At 52.1% G+C, this 17,470-nt stretch carries 12 protein-coding genes; 4 read left to right on the top strand and 8 right to left on the bottom strand.

Annotated elements, in window-relative coordinates:
• Positions 1 to 11 precede the first annotated feature (11 nt).
• From M2133_RS06255 to murF, 7 genes are all read right to left on the bottom strand, one after another.
• Positions 12 to 1,466: a TrkH family potassium uptake protein gene (locus M2133_RS06255; RefSeq protein WP_277465170.1), complete on the bottom strand. Its 1,455-nt coding sequence runs from the start codon at positions 1,464 to 1,466 to the stop codon at positions 12 to 14.
• Positions 1,467 to 1,477: 11 nt separating this feature from the next.
• Positions 1,478 to 2,815, bottom strand: a complete 1,338-nt coding sequence (gene trkA / locus M2133_RS06260; protein ID WP_277465171.1) for a Trk system potassium transporter TrkA — start codon at positions 2,813 to 2,815, stop codon at positions 1,478 to 1,480.
• 78 nt (positions 2,816 to 2,893) lie between these two features.
• Positions 2,894 to 4,789 carry a 1-deoxy-D-xylulose-5-phosphate synthase gene (gene dxs, locus M2133_RS06265; protein WP_277465172.1) on the bottom strand — a complete coding sequence of 632 codons (1,896 nt, stop codon included), beginning with the start codon at positions 4,787 to 4,789 and terminating at the stop codon, positions 2,894 to 2,896.
• Positions 4,790 to 4,880: 91 nt separating this feature from the next.
• Positions 4,881 to 6,224, bottom strand: coding sequence for a TolC family protein (locus tag M2133_RS06270; protein ID WP_277465173.1), 1,344 nt, complete (start codon positions 6,222 to 6,224; stop codon positions 4,881 to 4,883).
• Positions 6,225 to 6,384: 160 nt separating this feature from the next.
• The gene (locus M2133_RS06275; protein ID WP_277465174.1) at positions 6,385 to 9,453 is read right to left on the bottom strand and encodes an efflux RND transporter permease subunit; all 3,069 of its coding nucleotides are present in this window, start codon (positions 9,451 to 9,453) and stop codon (positions 6,385 to 6,387) included.
• 9 nt (positions 9,454 to 9,462) lie between these two features.
• Positions 9,463 to 10,557 carry an efflux RND transporter periplasmic adaptor subunit gene (locus tag M2133_RS06280; protein ID WP_277465176.1) on the bottom strand — a complete coding sequence of 365 codons (1,095 nt, stop codon included), beginning with the start codon at positions 10,555 to 10,557 and terminating at the stop codon, positions 9,463 to 9,465.
• A 616-nt stretch (positions 10,558 to 11,173) separates the two neighbouring features.
• Positions 11,174 to 12,454 carry a UDP-N-acetylmuramoyl-tripeptide--D-alanyl-D-alanine ligase gene (murF, locus tag M2133_RS06285; protein WP_277465177.1) on the bottom strand — a complete coding sequence of 427 codons (1,281 nt, stop codon included), beginning with the start codon at positions 12,452 to 12,454 and terminating at the stop codon, positions 11,174 to 11,176.
• Between the two features lie 150 nt (positions 12,455 to 12,604).
• Between murF and folP the strand changes: the two genes are divergently transcribed.
• From folP to M2133_RS06305, 4 genes are all read left to right on the top strand, one after another.
• Positions 12,605 to 13,465 carry a dihydropteroate synthase gene (gene folP / locus M2133_RS06290; RefSeq protein ID WP_277465178.1) on the top strand — a complete coding sequence of 287 codons (861 nt, stop codon included), beginning with the start codon at positions 12,605 to 12,607 and terminating at the stop codon, positions 13,463 to 13,465.
• Positions 13,466 to 13,469: 4 nt separating this feature from the next.
• The gene (gene cdaA / locus M2133_RS06295) at positions 13,470 to 14,252 is read left to right on the top strand and encodes a diadenylate cyclase CdaA (protein WP_277465179.1); all 783 of its coding nucleotides are present in this window, start codon (positions 13,470 to 13,472) and stop codon (positions 14,250 to 14,252) included.
• A gap of 129 nt (positions 14,253 to 14,381) precedes the next feature.
• Positions 14,382 to 15,395, top strand: a complete 1,014-nt coding sequence (gene pta / locus M2133_RS06300; RefSeq protein ID WP_277465180.1) for a phosphate acetyltransferase — start codon at positions 14,382 to 14,384, stop codon at positions 15,393 to 15,395.
• A gap of 8 nt (positions 15,396 to 15,403) precedes the next feature.
• A complete protein-coding gene (locus tag M2133_RS06305) occupies positions 15,404 to 16,609 on the top strand; it encodes an acetate kinase (protein ID WP_277465181.1) in 1,206 nt (401 codons plus the stop codon).
• 94 nt (positions 16,610 to 16,703) lie between these two features.
• Here M2133_RS06305 and M2133_RS06310 read toward each other — a convergent pair whose 3' ends face one another.
• Entirely contained in the window at positions 16,704 to 17,468 is a 765-nt protein-coding gene (locus tag M2133_RS06310; RefSeq protein ID WP_277465182.1) for a UDP-2,3-diacylglucosamine diphosphatase, read from the bottom strand.
• Between the last annotated feature and the right edge of the window lie 2 nt (positions 17,469 to 17,470).

The raw sequence follows: 17,470 nt of genomic DNA on the forward strand, positions 1-17,470 counted from the left end.
TCGTATGTTTTTTATTGTTTCCAGAATCCGGGAATCAGGATCGTCAGTACGGTGAAGATCTCCAACCGCCCGGTCAGCATCAGAAAAGAGAGGAACCATTTGGAGATGTCGGGCACATTGGCGTAGTTGCCCACCGGCCCTTCCGCGCCCAGGCCCGGCCCGATATTGCCGATGGCGGAGATCGCCGCGCCGATCGTATCTTCGAAAGGCATACCATCCAATGCCAGTACCAGGCAACTGACCACGATCAGCGTGATATAGGCAAACACAAACGCCAGTACCCGGTGTACGATCTCGCCCGAGATGACATGGCCGTTCATCCGTACCGGGATCACCGCGTGCGGATGGGTCTGTTTCTTGAATTCGTTGAAGAGGTTCTTCGTCAGGATCACAAAACGTCCCATCTTCAGTCCGCCGCTGGTCGAGCCGGCGCAACCGCAGATAAACATCAGGATCAGCGCGATAAACCAGAAGAATGGTCCCCAGCTGATGTAGTTCTCCGTGGCAAAGCCACAGGTGGTGATCAATGTGACGACCTGGAACAATGCCTGCCGGAACGAGGTGCCGAGGTCGGTGAACACGGAAGTGATCAGTAGCCAGGCGGTTACCACCAGCGCGATCGCCAATACGAAGAAGAAAAACCAGCGCAGCTCTTCGTCGGCGAAGAACTTCTTCGGCTGCCGGTTCAACAGGAAATAGATCAGGGTGATATTGGTCGCGCCGATAAACATAAAAATGATGACCGTATATTCGATATACGCCGAATGCCAATGTCCGATACTGGCGTTCTTCGTCGAATAGCCACCGGTGGCGATGGTCGTCAGCCCGTGATTGACGGCATCAAAGAGATCCATCGGTCCGGCCCAGAGCAGGCCGATCACGATCAGTGTCAGGAAGATATAGACACCGGAAAGGCGTTTGGCCACCTGCGTCACCCGCGGGCGGAACCGTTCGTGGGTGATGCCCGGCGTCTCGGCATCGAACAGTTGGGCGGCACCCCCGCCGAAGATTGGCATCAGCGCGACGGTAAAGACGATGATACCGATCCCGCCCTGCCACTGGGTCAGGCTGCGCCAGAAGAGGATGCCGTGGGGCATCGCTTCGATATCCGTCAGGATAGACGAGCCGGTGGTGGTAAAGCCCGAGATGGTCTCGAAATAGGCATCGGTGATATTGTCGACATACCCACCCAGGTAGAACGGCAGCATACCGAAGAACGAGAATAAAACCCAGGTCAGCGCCACCGTCAGCATGCCTTCCCGCCGGCCGGCGTTGTATTCATCCGCCTTACGACCGATAAGGTAAAAGAGCAAGCCGGAACCGAAAATGATGCCGGTAGATATCAGGAAAGGATAAAAATCATCCCCTTTATACAAGAAAGCTACGCCGGTAGCCATCAGCATAAAGAATGTCTCCAACAGAAACATCAAACCTAACATCTTTATTATGAAACGAATGTTTATCATTCAACTTTCAACTAATTAAAGTAGTCCTCCAATTTGCGCATCGCCGTCTCCAGGCAGAAGACGACGACATGGTCTTGCGCCTGGATCTGCGTATTCCCGTTGATCATCTGCGGCTCACCGTCGCGGATCAGGCCTCCCAATGTCATCTCCGTGGGCAGGCGCAGGTCTTTGACCGGTTTCTTTGTGATCTTTGAGTTCGGGCGGGCGATCAGTTCCGCCACATCCGCGTTGGCAAAAGCCAGGCATTTCACGTTGGAGACATCGGCATCCAGTAGCGACTGATAGATGTAACTGGCCGCGATCAGCTTCTTGTTGATCACCGCGCCGATATCCATATTGTTGGCCACAGAGATATAGTCGAGCGTCTCCACCCCGGCGATGGTCTTAAACACCCCGTAACGCTTGGCGGCGACACAGGCGAGGATGTTCGTGCTCGCGTTCTCCGTCAGGGCGATAAAGGCTTGGGAGTCTTTGACGCCTTCCTGTTTCAATAGATCCGGATCGCGTCCGTCGCCGTTGATCACCAATACATTGCCCGGCACGGTCTCCGCGATCTTATGACTTTTCTCTTTATTGATCTCGATCAGCTTGATCCGGATGTTATTGGGCAGGTACTGGCAGGCGCGGATGGCTATGCGGCTACCGCCCATGATAATGATCTTCTTCACCTCCGGATCTTCTTTCCCGGCCTGTCGGCGCACTTCTTCGACGCCCGACTGGGTGGTGGTGAAAAACAACAGGTCACCCGCCCGGATCACATCGTGTCCACGCGGGATGATCGTTTCATTGTCGCGCTGGATCGAAACGATATGATAGAGCTTGTTTTCGCTCGGCAGGTCGGCGATTTGTTTGTCGACCAACAAGGAGTTCTCCCGGATCTTCACGCCGATCAGGATCAGCGCGCCACCCAATAGTTCCCAGTACTGGCGGGTCCAGGGTCGTTTGATATCCGATACGATCTCTTTGGCTGCCAGCATCTCGGGATAGATCATCGCGTCGATACCCAGCGTCTGGAAAAACTCTTTGCTGCGAGGCAGGAGGTATTCGTAGTTGTTGATGCGGGCTAAGGTGCGGCGCGCGCCCAGGTTATGGGCCAGCATGCACGCCATCATATTGGTCGTCTCTTCGGGCGTCACGCTGACAAAGAGGTCGGCATTCTTCGTGCCCGCCTCTTCCAGGTTCTTCAGCGAAGTGGGATTGCCGACCATCGGCAGGATGTCCATATTGGAGTTGGGGAACACCAGACGGTTCTCGTCCGGATCCATCAGGATGATATCCATCTTCTCCTGCGATAACATCTTGGCAACATGTGTTCCTACTTCGCCTGCACCGGCAATAATAATCTTCATTTTCTTTGAAATTATGAATTATGAATTATGAATTATGAGAGATGAGTTTAAGCCATTGGGGTTATTTCTCATCATTCATCATTCATCATTCATAATTCTCTTTTTAATGCTTTCCGCATCCATCCCGCAAAGCCTGTAGAGTTCGGGGATGGAGCCGTGTTCGACGAAATGGTCGCCCACACCGATCCGTTGGATCCGGGGGCTGTATCCGTTCTCGATCATAAATTCCATAACGGCCGTTCCCAGTCCGCCGCGGATCACCCCGTTCTCCACGGTCAGTATGCGCGAGAAGCGTTGGCCTACCTCGTGCAAGAGCTCTTCGTCGATGGGTTTGAGGTAGATCATATCGTAATGGGCGATCGAGAGCTTCGTATCTTCCAATAGTTGGATGGCGCGGATCACCTCATTACCGATCGGGCCGATCGAGAGGATTGCGACATCTTTCCCGTCGCGCAGCCGCTTGCCCTTGCCCACGGGCAGTTCAACCATCGGTTTGCGCCAGTCCTTCATCTCGCCTTTGCCCCGGGGATAGCGGATGACGAAGGGACTGTTGGCTTTGTAGCCGGTGTACATCAGGTTGCGCAGATCGATCTCGTTCAATGGCGACGAGATGATCAGGTTGGGGATCGGGCGCAGGTAGGCCATATCGAACACGCCATGGTGTGTCGCTCCGTCTTCGCCCACCAGTCCGGCACGGTCGAGGCAGATCACCATCGGCAGGTGCTGCAACGCCACATCGTGGATCACCATATCGTAGGCGCGCTGCATAAACGACGAATAGATATTACAGAAAGGGATCAGTCCTTCTTTGGCCAGTCCGGCCGAGAAGGTGACGGCATGCCCTTCGGCGATACCCACATCGAATGAGCGTTTGGGGAAGACTTTCATCATGAAATTCATCGAACTGCCAGTCGGCATGGCGGGAGTGATGCCCACGATGCGCTCGTCTTTTTCGGCCAGCTCAACCAGCGTATGGCCGAACACGTCCTGGTAGAGCTGCGGCTCGTCCAATTTCTGTGGGAGCAGGCGTTCGCCGGTCTCTTTATTGAATTTGCCGGGCGCGTGCCATTCGGTGGCCGACTCTTCCGCCGGGCGGAAGCCTTTGCCTTTCTTGGTTTTGATATGCAAGAGGGTAGGACCCTGCAAGTCTTTTATATCATTCAATACCTTGGTCAGGTAGTTCACGTTATGTCCGTCGACCGGTCCGAAGTAACGGATGCTAAAGCCTTCGAACAGGTTGTGTTGCTTGGTCAACAGGGCTTTCAGGCTGTTGTTGAAACGTAGGATATTGCCCTTGCGGTCGTCGCTGATCAATCGCATCCGTTTCATGGCGCGAAACGTATCGTAGCGCAGTTTGTTGTAGGCCTTGCTGCTGGTGATATCCACCAGGTACTGGCTCATGCCCCCGACGCTCTGGTCGATCGCCATATCGTTGTCGTTGAGGATGATCAACAGGTTATTCGGATTGGCCGAAGCATTGTTAAGCCCTTCGAACGCCAGGCCGCCGGTCATTGCCCCGTCGCCGATCACGGCGATGACTTTGCGGTGTTCGTCCGCTTTGAGGTTCGATGCCACCGACATGCCCAAGGCGGCAGAGATCGAGGTCGAAGAATGGCCGGCGATAAACGCGTCGTATTCACTCTCTTTCGGATTGGGGAAACCGCTGATGCCTCCCAACGTACGCAGGGTATGGAACGCCTCCCGCCGTCCGGTGAGGATCTTATGCCCGTAAGCCTGGTGTCCGACATCCCAAACGATCCGGTCGTCGGGCGTGTTGAACACATAATGCAATGCTACGGTCAATTCCACCGTACCCAGGCTGGCACCCAGGTGGCCGGGATGTTCCGATAGTACATCAATGATATATTGGCGCAACTCGTCGCACACCTGTGGCAGTTCCGCTATCGCCAGACGCCGTAAATCATCGGGATAGTCAATCTTGTCCAACAGCTGTCCTTCTTTGCTCTTTGTCATGATCGATTAATTTGCTGCAAAATTACAGAATTAACGGCAGAGTAGGCCCATATATTGTGGACAATTTGTGTTCTCCGGTTCCAGCCTCCTTTCAATCGCTCACCCGCTCCGGATTGCTGGTGAAGTAGGAAACGATCTGGCCGCTGAGTTGCAGGAGGGAGATTTCGCAGAGCTTGGTGTTGTATTCGGCGATGGAGCGGCGTTCTTCGGCGTCGAGCAGTTTGTTCTGGGCTTCGCGCAGCTCGATACCCGAGAGTTCGCGCAGGCGGTAGCGGTCGATGGCTACATTATAATATTCCTGGGCGACCACCACATTCTCTTTCTCCAATGCCCATAGGCCGAGGTTGTTTTTGTAGGCCATCCAGAGCGTACTCAGGTCGGCTCGCAGGGCGAGTTCCAGTTCCTGTGTCTGCAAATTCTTGTTCTCGATCTGTAAGCGGGCATTCCGCTGTTCGCGTTTGCGGTTCAAGCCGTCGAAGAGGGTGAAGCCCACGCTGACGCCGTAGTTCAGTCCCAAGCGCTTCTGCAATTCGGTCGTGCCCACCTCGTACCAGTTTGCCGTATAGCCATAACCGGCATTCAGGCGTACGTAGGGGTAGTTGCGGCTTTTCGCTTTTTTGTAATCCAGTTCGGACAAGGTTTTATTCTTTTGCGCAAGCAATAGGGAGGAGTTGGCCGCCAGCGTGTTGCGCCAGATATCCACTTCGTCGAGGAATGAATTGGGATAGATCGCCGTGTCGCGGATCTGGATCTGGTCTTCCACATTATCCAGCGCCATCAGTTCGTTCAGGCTGATGCGCGTGCGATGCACCATCTCCAACTGGTTTAAGACGTTCGAGCTGTCGGCATTGAAGTCGACCTGTGCCTGTTGAAGGTCGAGGCGCGACATGGATCCGATATAATAGCTCTGTTCGACAATCCGCAGGCGTTCGCGGGAGAGTTCGAGGGAGGCGCGCAGGTTGTTGAGGCGGGTATTCTGGCGGATCAGGTTGAAATACTCGGCCGACAGCTGGGCCACGAAGTCCTCGATGGTCATGCGCGTGTTCAGTTCACCCATCCGTTCGAGCTCCTTCAGGCGTTCGTAGGTAGCCTGTATGCCGAAGCCATCGAAGATCGTCCAGTTCATATTGACGCCGACATTGGCGGTTTCGGAATGCACACCGGTGGTTTTACTGGTTTCCCCATCCCGCAATTCGTTGGTCGTATCGTAGATCGTGCCGTTGAACCCTCCGCTCAGGTCGAAGGTCGGCAGATACCCGGCGTTACCGGGTATGGCGTTGTTCTCACTTATTTGTTGCTCGTTGCGGATGATCCGGATGGAATAATTCCGTTCCAGCCCTTTCTCGATGCAGTCTTTCAAGCTGAAAACCTCTTGTGCCTGCACGGAGAAAGAGATTAATCCGATGGCCAATACGAGATATATTCTTTTGTTCATGTTACACATCATTCTTTCATTAAAATTAGTCGTTTGGCGTGACTCGGCATAATCCATGCAAGCACGGATTCTGCACTCGCTACTTCAAACGTTCATTAAAATTAGTCGTTTGGCGTGACTCGGCATAATCCATGCAAGCACGGATTCTGCACTCGCTACTTCAAACGTTCGATTTATTAGCATTGTCCTCAGCCGTGGCCTGTATCTTTCCGGTTCTTTCGGTAGAGATATAGGAATACATAGCGGGCACGATGAAAAGGGTGAGGAAGGTCGATACCAACATACCCCCAACCACTGCCGTACCCATGGCGATGCGCTGGTTGGCCCCTTCGGCCGAGGCGAATACCAACGGCAATAATCCCAGGATCGTAGACACACTGGTCATCAGGATCGGGCGCAAGCGCTGGAGTGAAGCCGTGCGGATGGCTTCGGCAAGCGATAATCCTCCGTCTTGTCGCTGGTTGGCAAATTCCACAATCAATATACCATTCTTGGCCACCAGTCCGATCAGCATAATGATACCGATCTGGCTGAAGATATTCATCGTTACGCCCGACAGGCTCATAAACAACAGAGCACCGGCGATGGCCAACGGCACGGTGAACATCACCGTCAACGGGTCTTTGAAACTCTCGAACTGGGCAGCCAGTACGAGATAGATCATCACCAACGCCAATACCAGAGCGAACATCAAGCTGTCGGAGCTTTCGCGAAACTCTTTCGACTCGCCGGATAACGCGGTACGGAAGCTCGGATCCAATACTTCCCCGGCGATCCGGTCCATCTCGTTCAGTCCGTCGCCCAGGGTATATCCTTTGTTCAATCCGCTTGAAATGGTGGCGGCGACAAAGCGGTTGTAGCGGTACAACTGGGGTGGCGCCACCTCTTCGCGCAGGGTCACCAGGTTATCCAACTGGATCATCACCCCGGTATTGCTGCGCACGTAGATCGATTTCAAATCTAACGGCGTGTTCCGTTGCTGGCGGTTGATCTCGCCTAAGATCTGGTATTGTTTGCCGTTCAGGTAGAAGTAACCCATACGCTGGCCGCTCAGGGCATACTGGAGCGTCTGGGCGATATTGCGCGTACTCACCCCAAGCAAAGAGGCTTTGTCGCGGTCGATCTCGATACGGGTTTCCGGCTTGGTGAATTTGAGGTTGACATCGGCCATCTGGAACACGGGGCTCTCGTTGACCTTGGCCATAAACTCGGGCAGAAACTCCCTTAACTTATCGATATTCGTCGCCTGCAATACGTATTGAACGGGCATGCCTCCGCGTCGTCCGCCGAAGGTGGATTGCTGTTGCACGAAAGCACGCGCCTGTGTCTCTTTCCGGACGGCGGCCGAGAGCGCGTCGGCAACTTCCATCTGCGAGCGTTCGCGGTCCTGGATGTCAGGCAAGAGTATATTCAGGAACCCACTGCTTCCCCAGGAACGGGTCATGACCGATTTGCGTTCGGGCGCCAATGAGTCGGCCACATATTCGATCCGTTCGGAGAAGTCACGGATAAACTCGAAGGTCGTGCCTTCCGGTCCCCGCATATTGATCGAGATGCTGGAGCGGTCTTCCAACGGAGCCAGTTCGGAGGGGATCTTCGTCCAGAAATAGGCGATCATCGCCAATAAGACAGCAATGATCGGGAACGCCATCCATTTCTTACCCAAGAAGAGATCGAGCCCTTTCTCGTAGAGGTGATTCAATCCGGTGAAGAACGGTTCGGTCTTGCGATACAGCCAGTTCTGGCGTTCTCTCTTTTTCAACAGTTTGGTGGCCAGCATCGGCGTGAAAGTAAGGGCGACAAAAGAGGAGATCGCCACCGAACCTGCGATGACAATACTAAACTCCTTGAACAACCGTCCCGTCATTCCTTCCATAAAGACAATCGGGATAAACACGGCGATCAGCGTGATCGTAGTCGAGAGCACGGCAAAGAAGATCTCTTTCGAACCCTCTATCCCGGCTGCCCTTGGCGTCATCCCGTTTTCTATACGGACATAGATATTTTCCGAGACCACAATGGCATCGTCGACCACCAGCCCGACCGAAAGCACCACCGCCAGGAGCGATAATACATTGATCGAGAAACCGGCAATATACATAATAAAGAAAGCACCCACCAGCGAGACCGGAATAACCACGACGGGCACCAGCGTCACGCGCCAGTCGCGCAGGAACATAAAGATAATCAACACCACCAACAGGAAGGCGACATAGATTGTCTCTTCCACCTCGGCAATCGAAGCGCGGATAAAGCGGGTATTGTCGTACACCATCTCGATCTCCACATCTTCCGGCAGGTCTTTTCTCAGTTGCTCGATACGTTTATAGGCTTCGTCGGCAATCTCGATATGGTTGGCTCCCGGCTGCGGGATAATGATATCGATCACCATCGGTTCGCCGTTCATCTTGAGGAAGCTACGCAGGTCTTCCGGCGCCAGTTCGGCACGGCCGACATCCTGGAAACGCACGATGCGTCCTTTACTTTCTTTGATAATCAGGTTGTTGAATTCCTGTGCGGTGGTCATCAATCCCATGGTGCGGATCGAGAGGTCGACCGTGTTCCCTTCGATACTTCCGGAGGGCAATTCCACATTTTCGGAGGTCACGGCATTGAGGATATCCACGGGCGTCACTCCGTAGCCCCCCATTTTGATGGGGTCGAGCCAGAGACGCATGGAATAGCGTTTCTGCCCCCAGATATCGACACCACTCACATTCTGGATCGTCTGCAAGCGCTCTTTGACGGTCAGTTCGGCAATCTCGCTCAACTCCATCAACGAGCGGGTGCGGCTGCGGATCCCGATCTGCATGATCGGCGTCGCATCGGCATCGGCCTTCGATACGGTCGGCGGGTCGCAGTCGCGTGGCAGGTAACGCTGGGCGCGCGACACCTTATCGCGCACGTCGTTGGCTGCCGTCTCCAAATCGACGGAGAGTTCGAATTCCACCGTGATACGGCTATTACCCTGGCTACTGGTACTGCTCAGGGAGCGGATACCCGGAATACCATTGATATTTTGCTCCAACGGCTCGGTAATCTGGTTCATGATCACTTCCGCATTCGCTCCCGGATAGGAGGTGCTTACCGTGATAATGGGCTGGTCGACACTGGGAAACTCCCGCACGCCTAACGACTGGTATCCTATCAGCCCGAACAACAGGATTACCAACACCATAACGGTGGAGAGAACGGGACGTCGTATACTAAGTTCTGAAATATTGGCCATGAGGATCGATTAACGCAAATTATCAATAGAGACTTTTGTGCCCGAGCGCAATTGCATCACGCCGGTGGTGATCAATGTATCACCTACGCTGAGCCCTTCCAGTACCTGTACTCTCGCTTCCGTGCGCAAGCCGATCAGGATCTCTGCCGGTTGGGCGCTGCCATTCACGTATTTGTAGACTATGTTTTTGCCCATCTCCGGGATAACTGCCTCGCTGGGAATCGCCAAAGCGTCGCTGATCTCGTCTTTCGCCACTTCGATCGAGACGTAGCGGCCGGGAACAATGTGCTCGTTCGGGTTGGCATAGTAAGCGCGGGCGGTCAATGTCATCGTTTCCGATTCGATCTTACTCTCTACGGCATAAACAGTCGCCTGGTAGCTATGCGGTATGCCTTCGGAGTCCATCAGGCCGAAGACGATCCGGGTGCCATTCTTGATATCGGAACTGTATTTTTCCGGGACGGAGAACTCGATCTTGAGCGGGGATATTTTCGTTAACCGCACGATCATGGTGGTCGGCGTCACATAGGCGCCCTCACTGACCGTACGCAATCCGATGATCCCGTCGAACGGCGCGCGCAATTCGGTCTGGGCGATATTGGCTTTCACCAGTTCGATATCGGCCATCAGTTTCTCGTATTCGGTCGTTACCTGTTCGTAGGCTTCCTGGCTGACGGCATCTCTTTCCAATAGCGTATGTTGGCGATACACCCGGTCGCGCGCCAACGGAACCTGGGCTTCCAGCTTCTTCAACTGCGCTTGTAAGGGTTTGTCGTTGATCTTGGCCAACAAATCCCCTTCTTTCACATGCGTTCCTTCCGTGAAATAAATCGCGACAACCTTTCCTGAAGATTCAAACGTAAGATCGACCTCTTCATCCGGGATGGTCGTTCCCAGGACGATTGTCTTGTCGGTTAATGTTTGGTGTTTTAATACTTCAACATTGATATTCAACATCTGGTTTCTTGCCGATACGTTGGTCGGGACAGGCGAACTGCTCTGCTCCGATGCCGTAAACGTGTTTTTCAATTTGGGAAAAGCAATGATACCGATTATCAGTAGAACGATAACCACCATCAATGCCCATCTTACCTGCTTTGTCATCTTATTACTGGTTTTTACTTGTATGTTAACACACTATTAGGTTCCTCTCAGACTATCTAAACACAAAAAAGTTTAATCACCTATTTATAAAGAAGGCAAATATAGCCGACTTTGCCCTAATCCGTCCCGATATTTGTACAATTTAACATTGCACAGGTTAATCCCGAAAAGGTTCAAGTAGTTTGAGAAGTGAAGGTTTACGATATCGGTATCTCGGCTCCTCTTCTTAGACAAGAAGAGGGGGACCACGGCTTGCCGTGGTGGAGCAGTTTGATCTTCTGACAAATCATAAATACCTATCTCATACAAAATTAGGATCAAACTACCCCACCATCGCCTACGGCTCTGGTCCACCCCCTTCTTTTCTAAGAAGGGGAGCCAGAAATGTCCATCTGCTATTATCCTACACCTTCACATTCTCTTCGATGCGAATGAATTTCGTGGATTTGTAATCCATTGAAAATGAGATCTAAATATTCCCTTCACAAACTACCGGTAGTTTGCGAACAAACTACCGGTAGTTTGGCGACAAAATATTAGTAGTTTGCGCGCAAAGTACCGGTAGTTTGAAAAAGGGAGCTGTGGCGGGTTTTCCAATCGGTTGAAATGTGGAGATTTACAAAAGAGAAATAACCTTCTCCAGTGCCATACTGCGGGATCCTTTGAGCAGGATCTGGTGGCCTTGAAGCGGTTGTGTGTTGAGGTGGGCGATCAGGGCATCGGTCGACGGGAAGGTCTGGAAGTCTTTGCCTACTTTGCTGAAGCATTTCCCGCAGAGTAGGACCCGGTCGAAGCCAAGGATTCGGATCAGATCGACTATTTCGGTATGCAACGCTTGGGATGTCGGGCCTAACTCGAACATATCGCCCAGGATCACCGCTTTAGACGATCCGGACAAGCCGGCGAAGTTCTCCAAAGCTGCTTTCATGCTGGTGGGGTTGGCGTTGTAGGCATCCACGATCAGGCTGTTATGTTCCGTTTTCATCCATTGGGAACGGTTGTTGGAGGGTTCGTATGCCTCGATGGCGCGGTTGATCCGTGCGGAAGGGATCTTGAAATAGCGGCCGACGGCAACGGCTGCCAATACATTATCTATATTATAGTCGCCAATCAGGTGGGTCTCGACGATATTGTTTTTCCCTTGTTGTTTCCAGTTGAACACCAGGAAAGGGTCGCTGCCGAGGATCTGGCCGGAGGCAAACGAGCTTTCGCCATAGCCGTAGGTGATCTGTGTGATGCCTTTGGCGATGGATTGCAGGTCTTCATTTTCTTTTTTCAGGAAGATCGTCCCGTGGGTGCGCCGGATATAGTCGTAGAGTTCACCTTTGGTCTTCAATACATTCTCGAACGAACCGAATCCTTCCAGGTGTGCGCATCCCACATTGGTGATCAGCCCATAATCCGGCAGGGCGATCTCGGCCAGTTCTTTGATATCTCCGGGATGGCTGGCGCCCATTTCGATCACTGCCATCTCGTGTTCATGATTCAGGCGGAGCAGGGTGAGGGGTACGCCGATATGATTATTCAGATTTCCTTCGGTATATAAAAGATTGAACCGGGTAGATAAAATGGCGGCAATCAGTTCCTTCGTTGTGGTTTTTCCGTTAGTGCCCGTAATGGCCAAGACGGGGATGCCCAGCGTTTTACGGTGACGGTGGGCCAATTGTTGAAGGGTTTTCAGCGTGTCTTCGACCACAATCGTCCGTTCGCCAAGGAAATAATCGGGATTATCAATGACGGCATAATTGCAACCCGAAGCCAATGCTTTTTCCGCAAACCGATTTCCATCAAAGTTCTCGCCTTTCAAAGCGAAGAAGATAGAGCCTATCGGACAGTTCCGGCTGTCGGTGGTTATGATGGGGTTGTGTACAAACAATTCATAGAGTTCTGATAGCATAGGTTGTCCTCCGTTTATATGAGACATTGTGTTTTCCTGACAAATGTAATCATTCTTAATTGCTTTCCGCATTACCGGGCGAACTTTGTTTCTACATCCTTTAATTCTTCTGGATAAAAATTGTACTTTTGCCTGAAACAAGGGAAAACGATGAATAAAACACTCAATATAAGAGGAAAACTCATCTCGTTGGATAGCCCGTTGGTGATGGGGATCCTGAATGTGACGCCGGACTCTTTTTATGCCGAAAGCCGCAAGCAGTCGGAGAAGGCTATTGAGGAGCGGGTGCAGGCGATCCTGGCGGAGGGAGGAGATATGATCGATCTGGGTGGTTATTCTTCCCGACCCGATGCCGAGGAAGTGGCGCCGAAAGAAGAGATGCGCCGCTTGGCTTTTGCCCTTGAGATTATTCGCAAACATTATCCCGAAGTGATGGTCTCTGTCGATACGTTCCGGGCGGATGTGGCCCGCAGTTGTGTGGAGGACTATGGCGCGGATATCATTAACGATATATCGGGTGGGGAATTGGACCCCCAGATGTTCCGGACCGTCGCGGCGCTTCAGGTGCCCTATATCCTGATGCATATGCGGGGTACGCCCCAGACCATGCAGCAGTTCACCACGTATACGGATATGATGGATGAGATTATGCGCTACTTTGCCGATAAAGTCAATCGGCTGCACCAGTTGGGTGTGAATGATATCATCCTCGATCCCGGTTTCGGATTCAGTAAGACTACGGATCAGAACTATGCATTGATGAGCCATCTCCGGGAATTCCGTCTGTTCGACCTGCCGTTATTGGTTGGGATCTCCCGTAAAAGCATGATCTATCGTTTCCTGGGTGGGACTCCGGCGGAGAGCCTGAACGGGACAACGATCCTGAATACTTACGCCCTGTTGAACGGCGCCCATATCCTCCGTGTCCATGACGTGAAGGAAGCCCGGGAAGCCGTCTCCATCGTGCAAAAGATAACTTTCAACTCTCAACTTTCAACTCTCAACTCCTAATCGTATGTGGATGCAATTTGGCATAAAAGACCTGATCGATGTTTTGTTGGTAGCCTTTTTCCTCTACCAGGTCTACCGGTTGATGAAAAACTCGGGATCGCTGGCTCTCTTTAGTGGGATCGTCTCTTTCCTGGTGGTCTGGATCATCGTTTCCCAGATCCTGGAGATGCGGTTGATGGGCGCTATCCTGGATAAGTTTATCAGTGTGGGTTTCCTGGTGTTGGTGATTCTCTTTCAGGATGAGATCCGCCGGTTCCTTCTGGCGGTCGGTTCCCATAAGGGGTGGAAGTTCGTGAGTAATCTCTTCTCCAAGCGGCACGAAGACGAGGGACGGACGAAATATATCGCGCCGGTGGTACTGGCGTGTATGAATATGGCGCGAAAGAAAACAGGCGCGTTGATTGTGATTCAACAGGAAGTGGACCTGTCGGTCTATATCCATACCGGTGAGATTTTTAATGCAGACGTAAACGCCCGTCTGATTGAAAATATCTTCTTCAAAAACAGTCCGCTTCACGACGGCGCGATGATTATTGCCGACAATCAGATCAAAGCGGCCGGTTGTATCCTGCCGGTGGCACAGAACGCGACACTGCCCAAAGAGATGGGGTTGCGCCACCGCTCCGCATTCGGGATGTCGCTCGAAACGGATGCACTTATTATAATCGTTTCGGAAGAAAGAGGTAAGATTTCCGTAGCCCATAATGGAAAAATAGCGGCGAACATCACAGCCGAGGAATTGCAACAAGTATTATCCGGCGATAAAGAAGTAGCTTCCATAAGTTAAATCTTCTGAAATTGTCAACCCTACATGTAATTTCTTTGCGATTTTGCTAACCCGATGTTGCATTATGAGTACTTTTGCGGCTGTAAATCGCTTACTTTTATTAATAAATATAAAAAATGATCTTTTGCTATGGATTTAATGCAGGACATTATCGAACGCGCTAAAGCAAACAAACAACGCATTGTGCTTCCGGAAGGAACGGAAGAAAGAACCCTTAAAGCAGCCGACCAACTCTTGGCCGATGGTGTGGCTGATATTATTCTGATTGGAAACCCTGAAGAAGTGAAAACATTAGCTTCTCAGTACGGTTTGGTACATATTGAAAAGGCTATCCTTGTTGATCCCAAAAATCATGAGAAAAAAGGCGAATATGCCGACCTGCTTCTCCAGTTGCGCCAGAAGAAAGGCATGACTGCGGAGAAAGCTGCCGTATTGGTGGAGGATCCTCTTTATCTGGCTTGCCTGATGATCAAGGCCGGAGATGCCGATGGTGAGATTGCCGGGGCACAGAATACGACAGGTGATGTCTTGCGTCCGGCTTTGCAGATCATCAAAACGGCTCCGGGTATGTCGGTCGTTTCCGGCGCTTTCCTGATGTTTGTGCAGGATAAGAGTTACGGGAAAGACGGAGTGTTGGTGTTTGCCGATTGTGCCGTGATGCCGAATCCGAACGCATCCGAACTGGCGCAGATCGCGGTGGCTACGGCTCAGACAGCCAAAGATATCGTAGGGGTAGAGCCCCGGGTGGCGATGCTGAGCTTCTCGACCAAAGGCAGTGCTTCGCATGAGATGGTCGATAAGGTGGTGGAAGCCACACGCCTGGCCCAGGAAATGGCGCCTCAGTTCAGTATCGATGGCGAGTTGCAGGCCGATGCCGCATTGATCGCATCGGTAGGCCTGAAGAAAGCGCCCGAGAGCAAGGTGGCAGGCAACGCCAACGTATTGGTATTCCCTTCACTCGAGGTAGGCAATATCGCGTATAAACTGGTACAACGCCTGGGCAACGCCGAAGCGGTAGGACCGATCCTGCAGGGAATGGGCGCTCCGGTCAACGACTTATCCCGCGGCTGCTCCGTCAGTGATATCTATAATATGGTTGCGATCGCCAGCAATCAGGCGATTGGATTAAAAGGAAATAAATAAAGAAAACAATGAAGATATTAGTATTAAACTGTGGTAGTTCATCGGTGAAGTACAAACTGTACGACATGAACACCCAGGAAGTGATGGCACAGGGTGGGGTAGAGAAATTAGGATTACCCGGGTCTTTTCTGAAATTGACCTTGCCGAACGATGAGAAAGTGGTATTGGAAAAAGATCTACCCGAGCACACCGTAGCAATTGAATATATCCTGAGTATCCTGACGGATGCCAAATACGGCTGCATCCAATCGTATAGCGAGATCGACGCGGTCGGTCACCGGGTGGTGCATGGCGCGGAAGAGTTCAGCAGCAGCGTAAGGATCACGCCCGAAGTGATCGGTAAGATGGTCGAATGCATCGACCTGGCTCCCCTGCATAACCCGCCCAACCTGAAAGGGATCCGGGCGATGAGCACACTCTTGCCGGACGTGCCTCAGGTGGGGGTGTTCGATACGGCTTTCCATCAGACGATGCCGGATTATGCCTATATGTATGGCTTGCCTTATTCGTATTACAAGAAATATGGTATCCGCCGGTACGGTTTCCATGGCACGAGCCACCGCTACGTGTCCAAACGGGCCTGTGATGTCCTGGGTGTTCCCTATGAAAAGCAACGGATCATCACGGCACATATCGGTAATGGCGGATCGATCGCAGCCATTAAAGACGGAAGGAGCATCGATACGACCATGGGTTTGACGCCGGTCGAAGGATTGTTGATGGGTACCCGTTGCGGTGATATCGACGCCGGCGCATTGACGTATCTGATGGACAAAGAAGGCTTGGACGCCAAAGGCTTGTCGGATATGATCAACAAACGGAGTGGGGTATGGGGGCTTTCCGGTATCTCTTCCGATATGCGTGAGATCGAAGCCGCGGTGGAAGAAGGCGATCGCCGGGCCATCCTTGCTTTGAATGTGTATAACTACCGGATCAAGAAGTATATCGGCGCTTATACGGCCGCTTTGGGGGGTTGCGATATCCTGGTGTTCACCGGAGGTGTGGGCGAAAACCAATGGCGCACCCGCCGTGTCGTTTGCGAAGGTATGGAATATATGGGTATGAAGATCGATGTCGAAAAGAACGAAGGCATGCGTGGCCAGGAGATGGTGATCAGCACGCCCGATAGCAAGGTGACGATCATGGTCGTTCCGACGGATGAAGAATATACGATTGCTTCCGATACGTTGGAGATCTTACAACAGAAAGGCTAAGGAAAGAAAGAGATAAATCCTAATCCTCACAGCTTACAAAACATTTGGATTAGTGTTTAGACTGCCCCGGCATCGGTTGGGGCAGTTTTTTTATTTAGTCTTCGAAGAGCATCAAAGCCAGTTCTTCGCCATCCCACTCGGCATACGAGAAGTGCGTCATCCAATCGCCGATAACCAGTACCCTCGCCGTACGGCTAAGCATCAGGTCCAACAGGGTATGGCGGTGGCCGAAAAGGAAAAAATTGATATCCGGATGGCTTTGCAGGTATTTCTTGGCAAACAGGACGAGGTATTCCGTGTCTTCGCCTTTGTATTTTTTCTCTTCGTCTCTTTTTATTCCGTTCTTGCGGCTACTGAGCGACCAGCCCATGGCAAAACCGAACGTCCAACGGGGATGAATACCGGCATACAGCCATTGGCAGAAACGGTTACGGAAGATCCGGCGCAAGAGTTGGAACGTCCAGCTCCGGTCGTCGACCTCATCGCCATGCGCCAGGAAGAACTTTTTCCCCAATAGATCGATGGTCAGCGGTTCGCGGTGAATAGTTGCGCCCACTTCGCGGGGCAGGTAATCGAACATCCAGATGTCGTGGTTGCCAATAAATATATGGATCTCAATGCCTGAATCGGATAACTCGGCCAATTTGCCCAGGAAGCGGACATGGCCTTTGGGTACGACATACTTATATTCGTACCAATAGTCGAAGATATCGCCCAACAGCCAAACGGCAGCTGCATCCGCTTTGATGCGGTCTAACCAGCAAACCAATTTTTTCTCGATCGCCAGCGGATCATCGTGGAAGCGCGCCCCCAGGTGGGCATCGGAGAGGAAATAGATCTTTTTCGCGGATTTTGCCATAT

The sequence above is a fragment of the Parabacteroides sp. PF5-6 genome (genome assembly GCF_029504695.1).
Classification (GTDB): domain Bacteria; phylum Bacteroidota; class Bacteroidia; order Bacteroidales; family Tannerellaceae; genus QVMG01.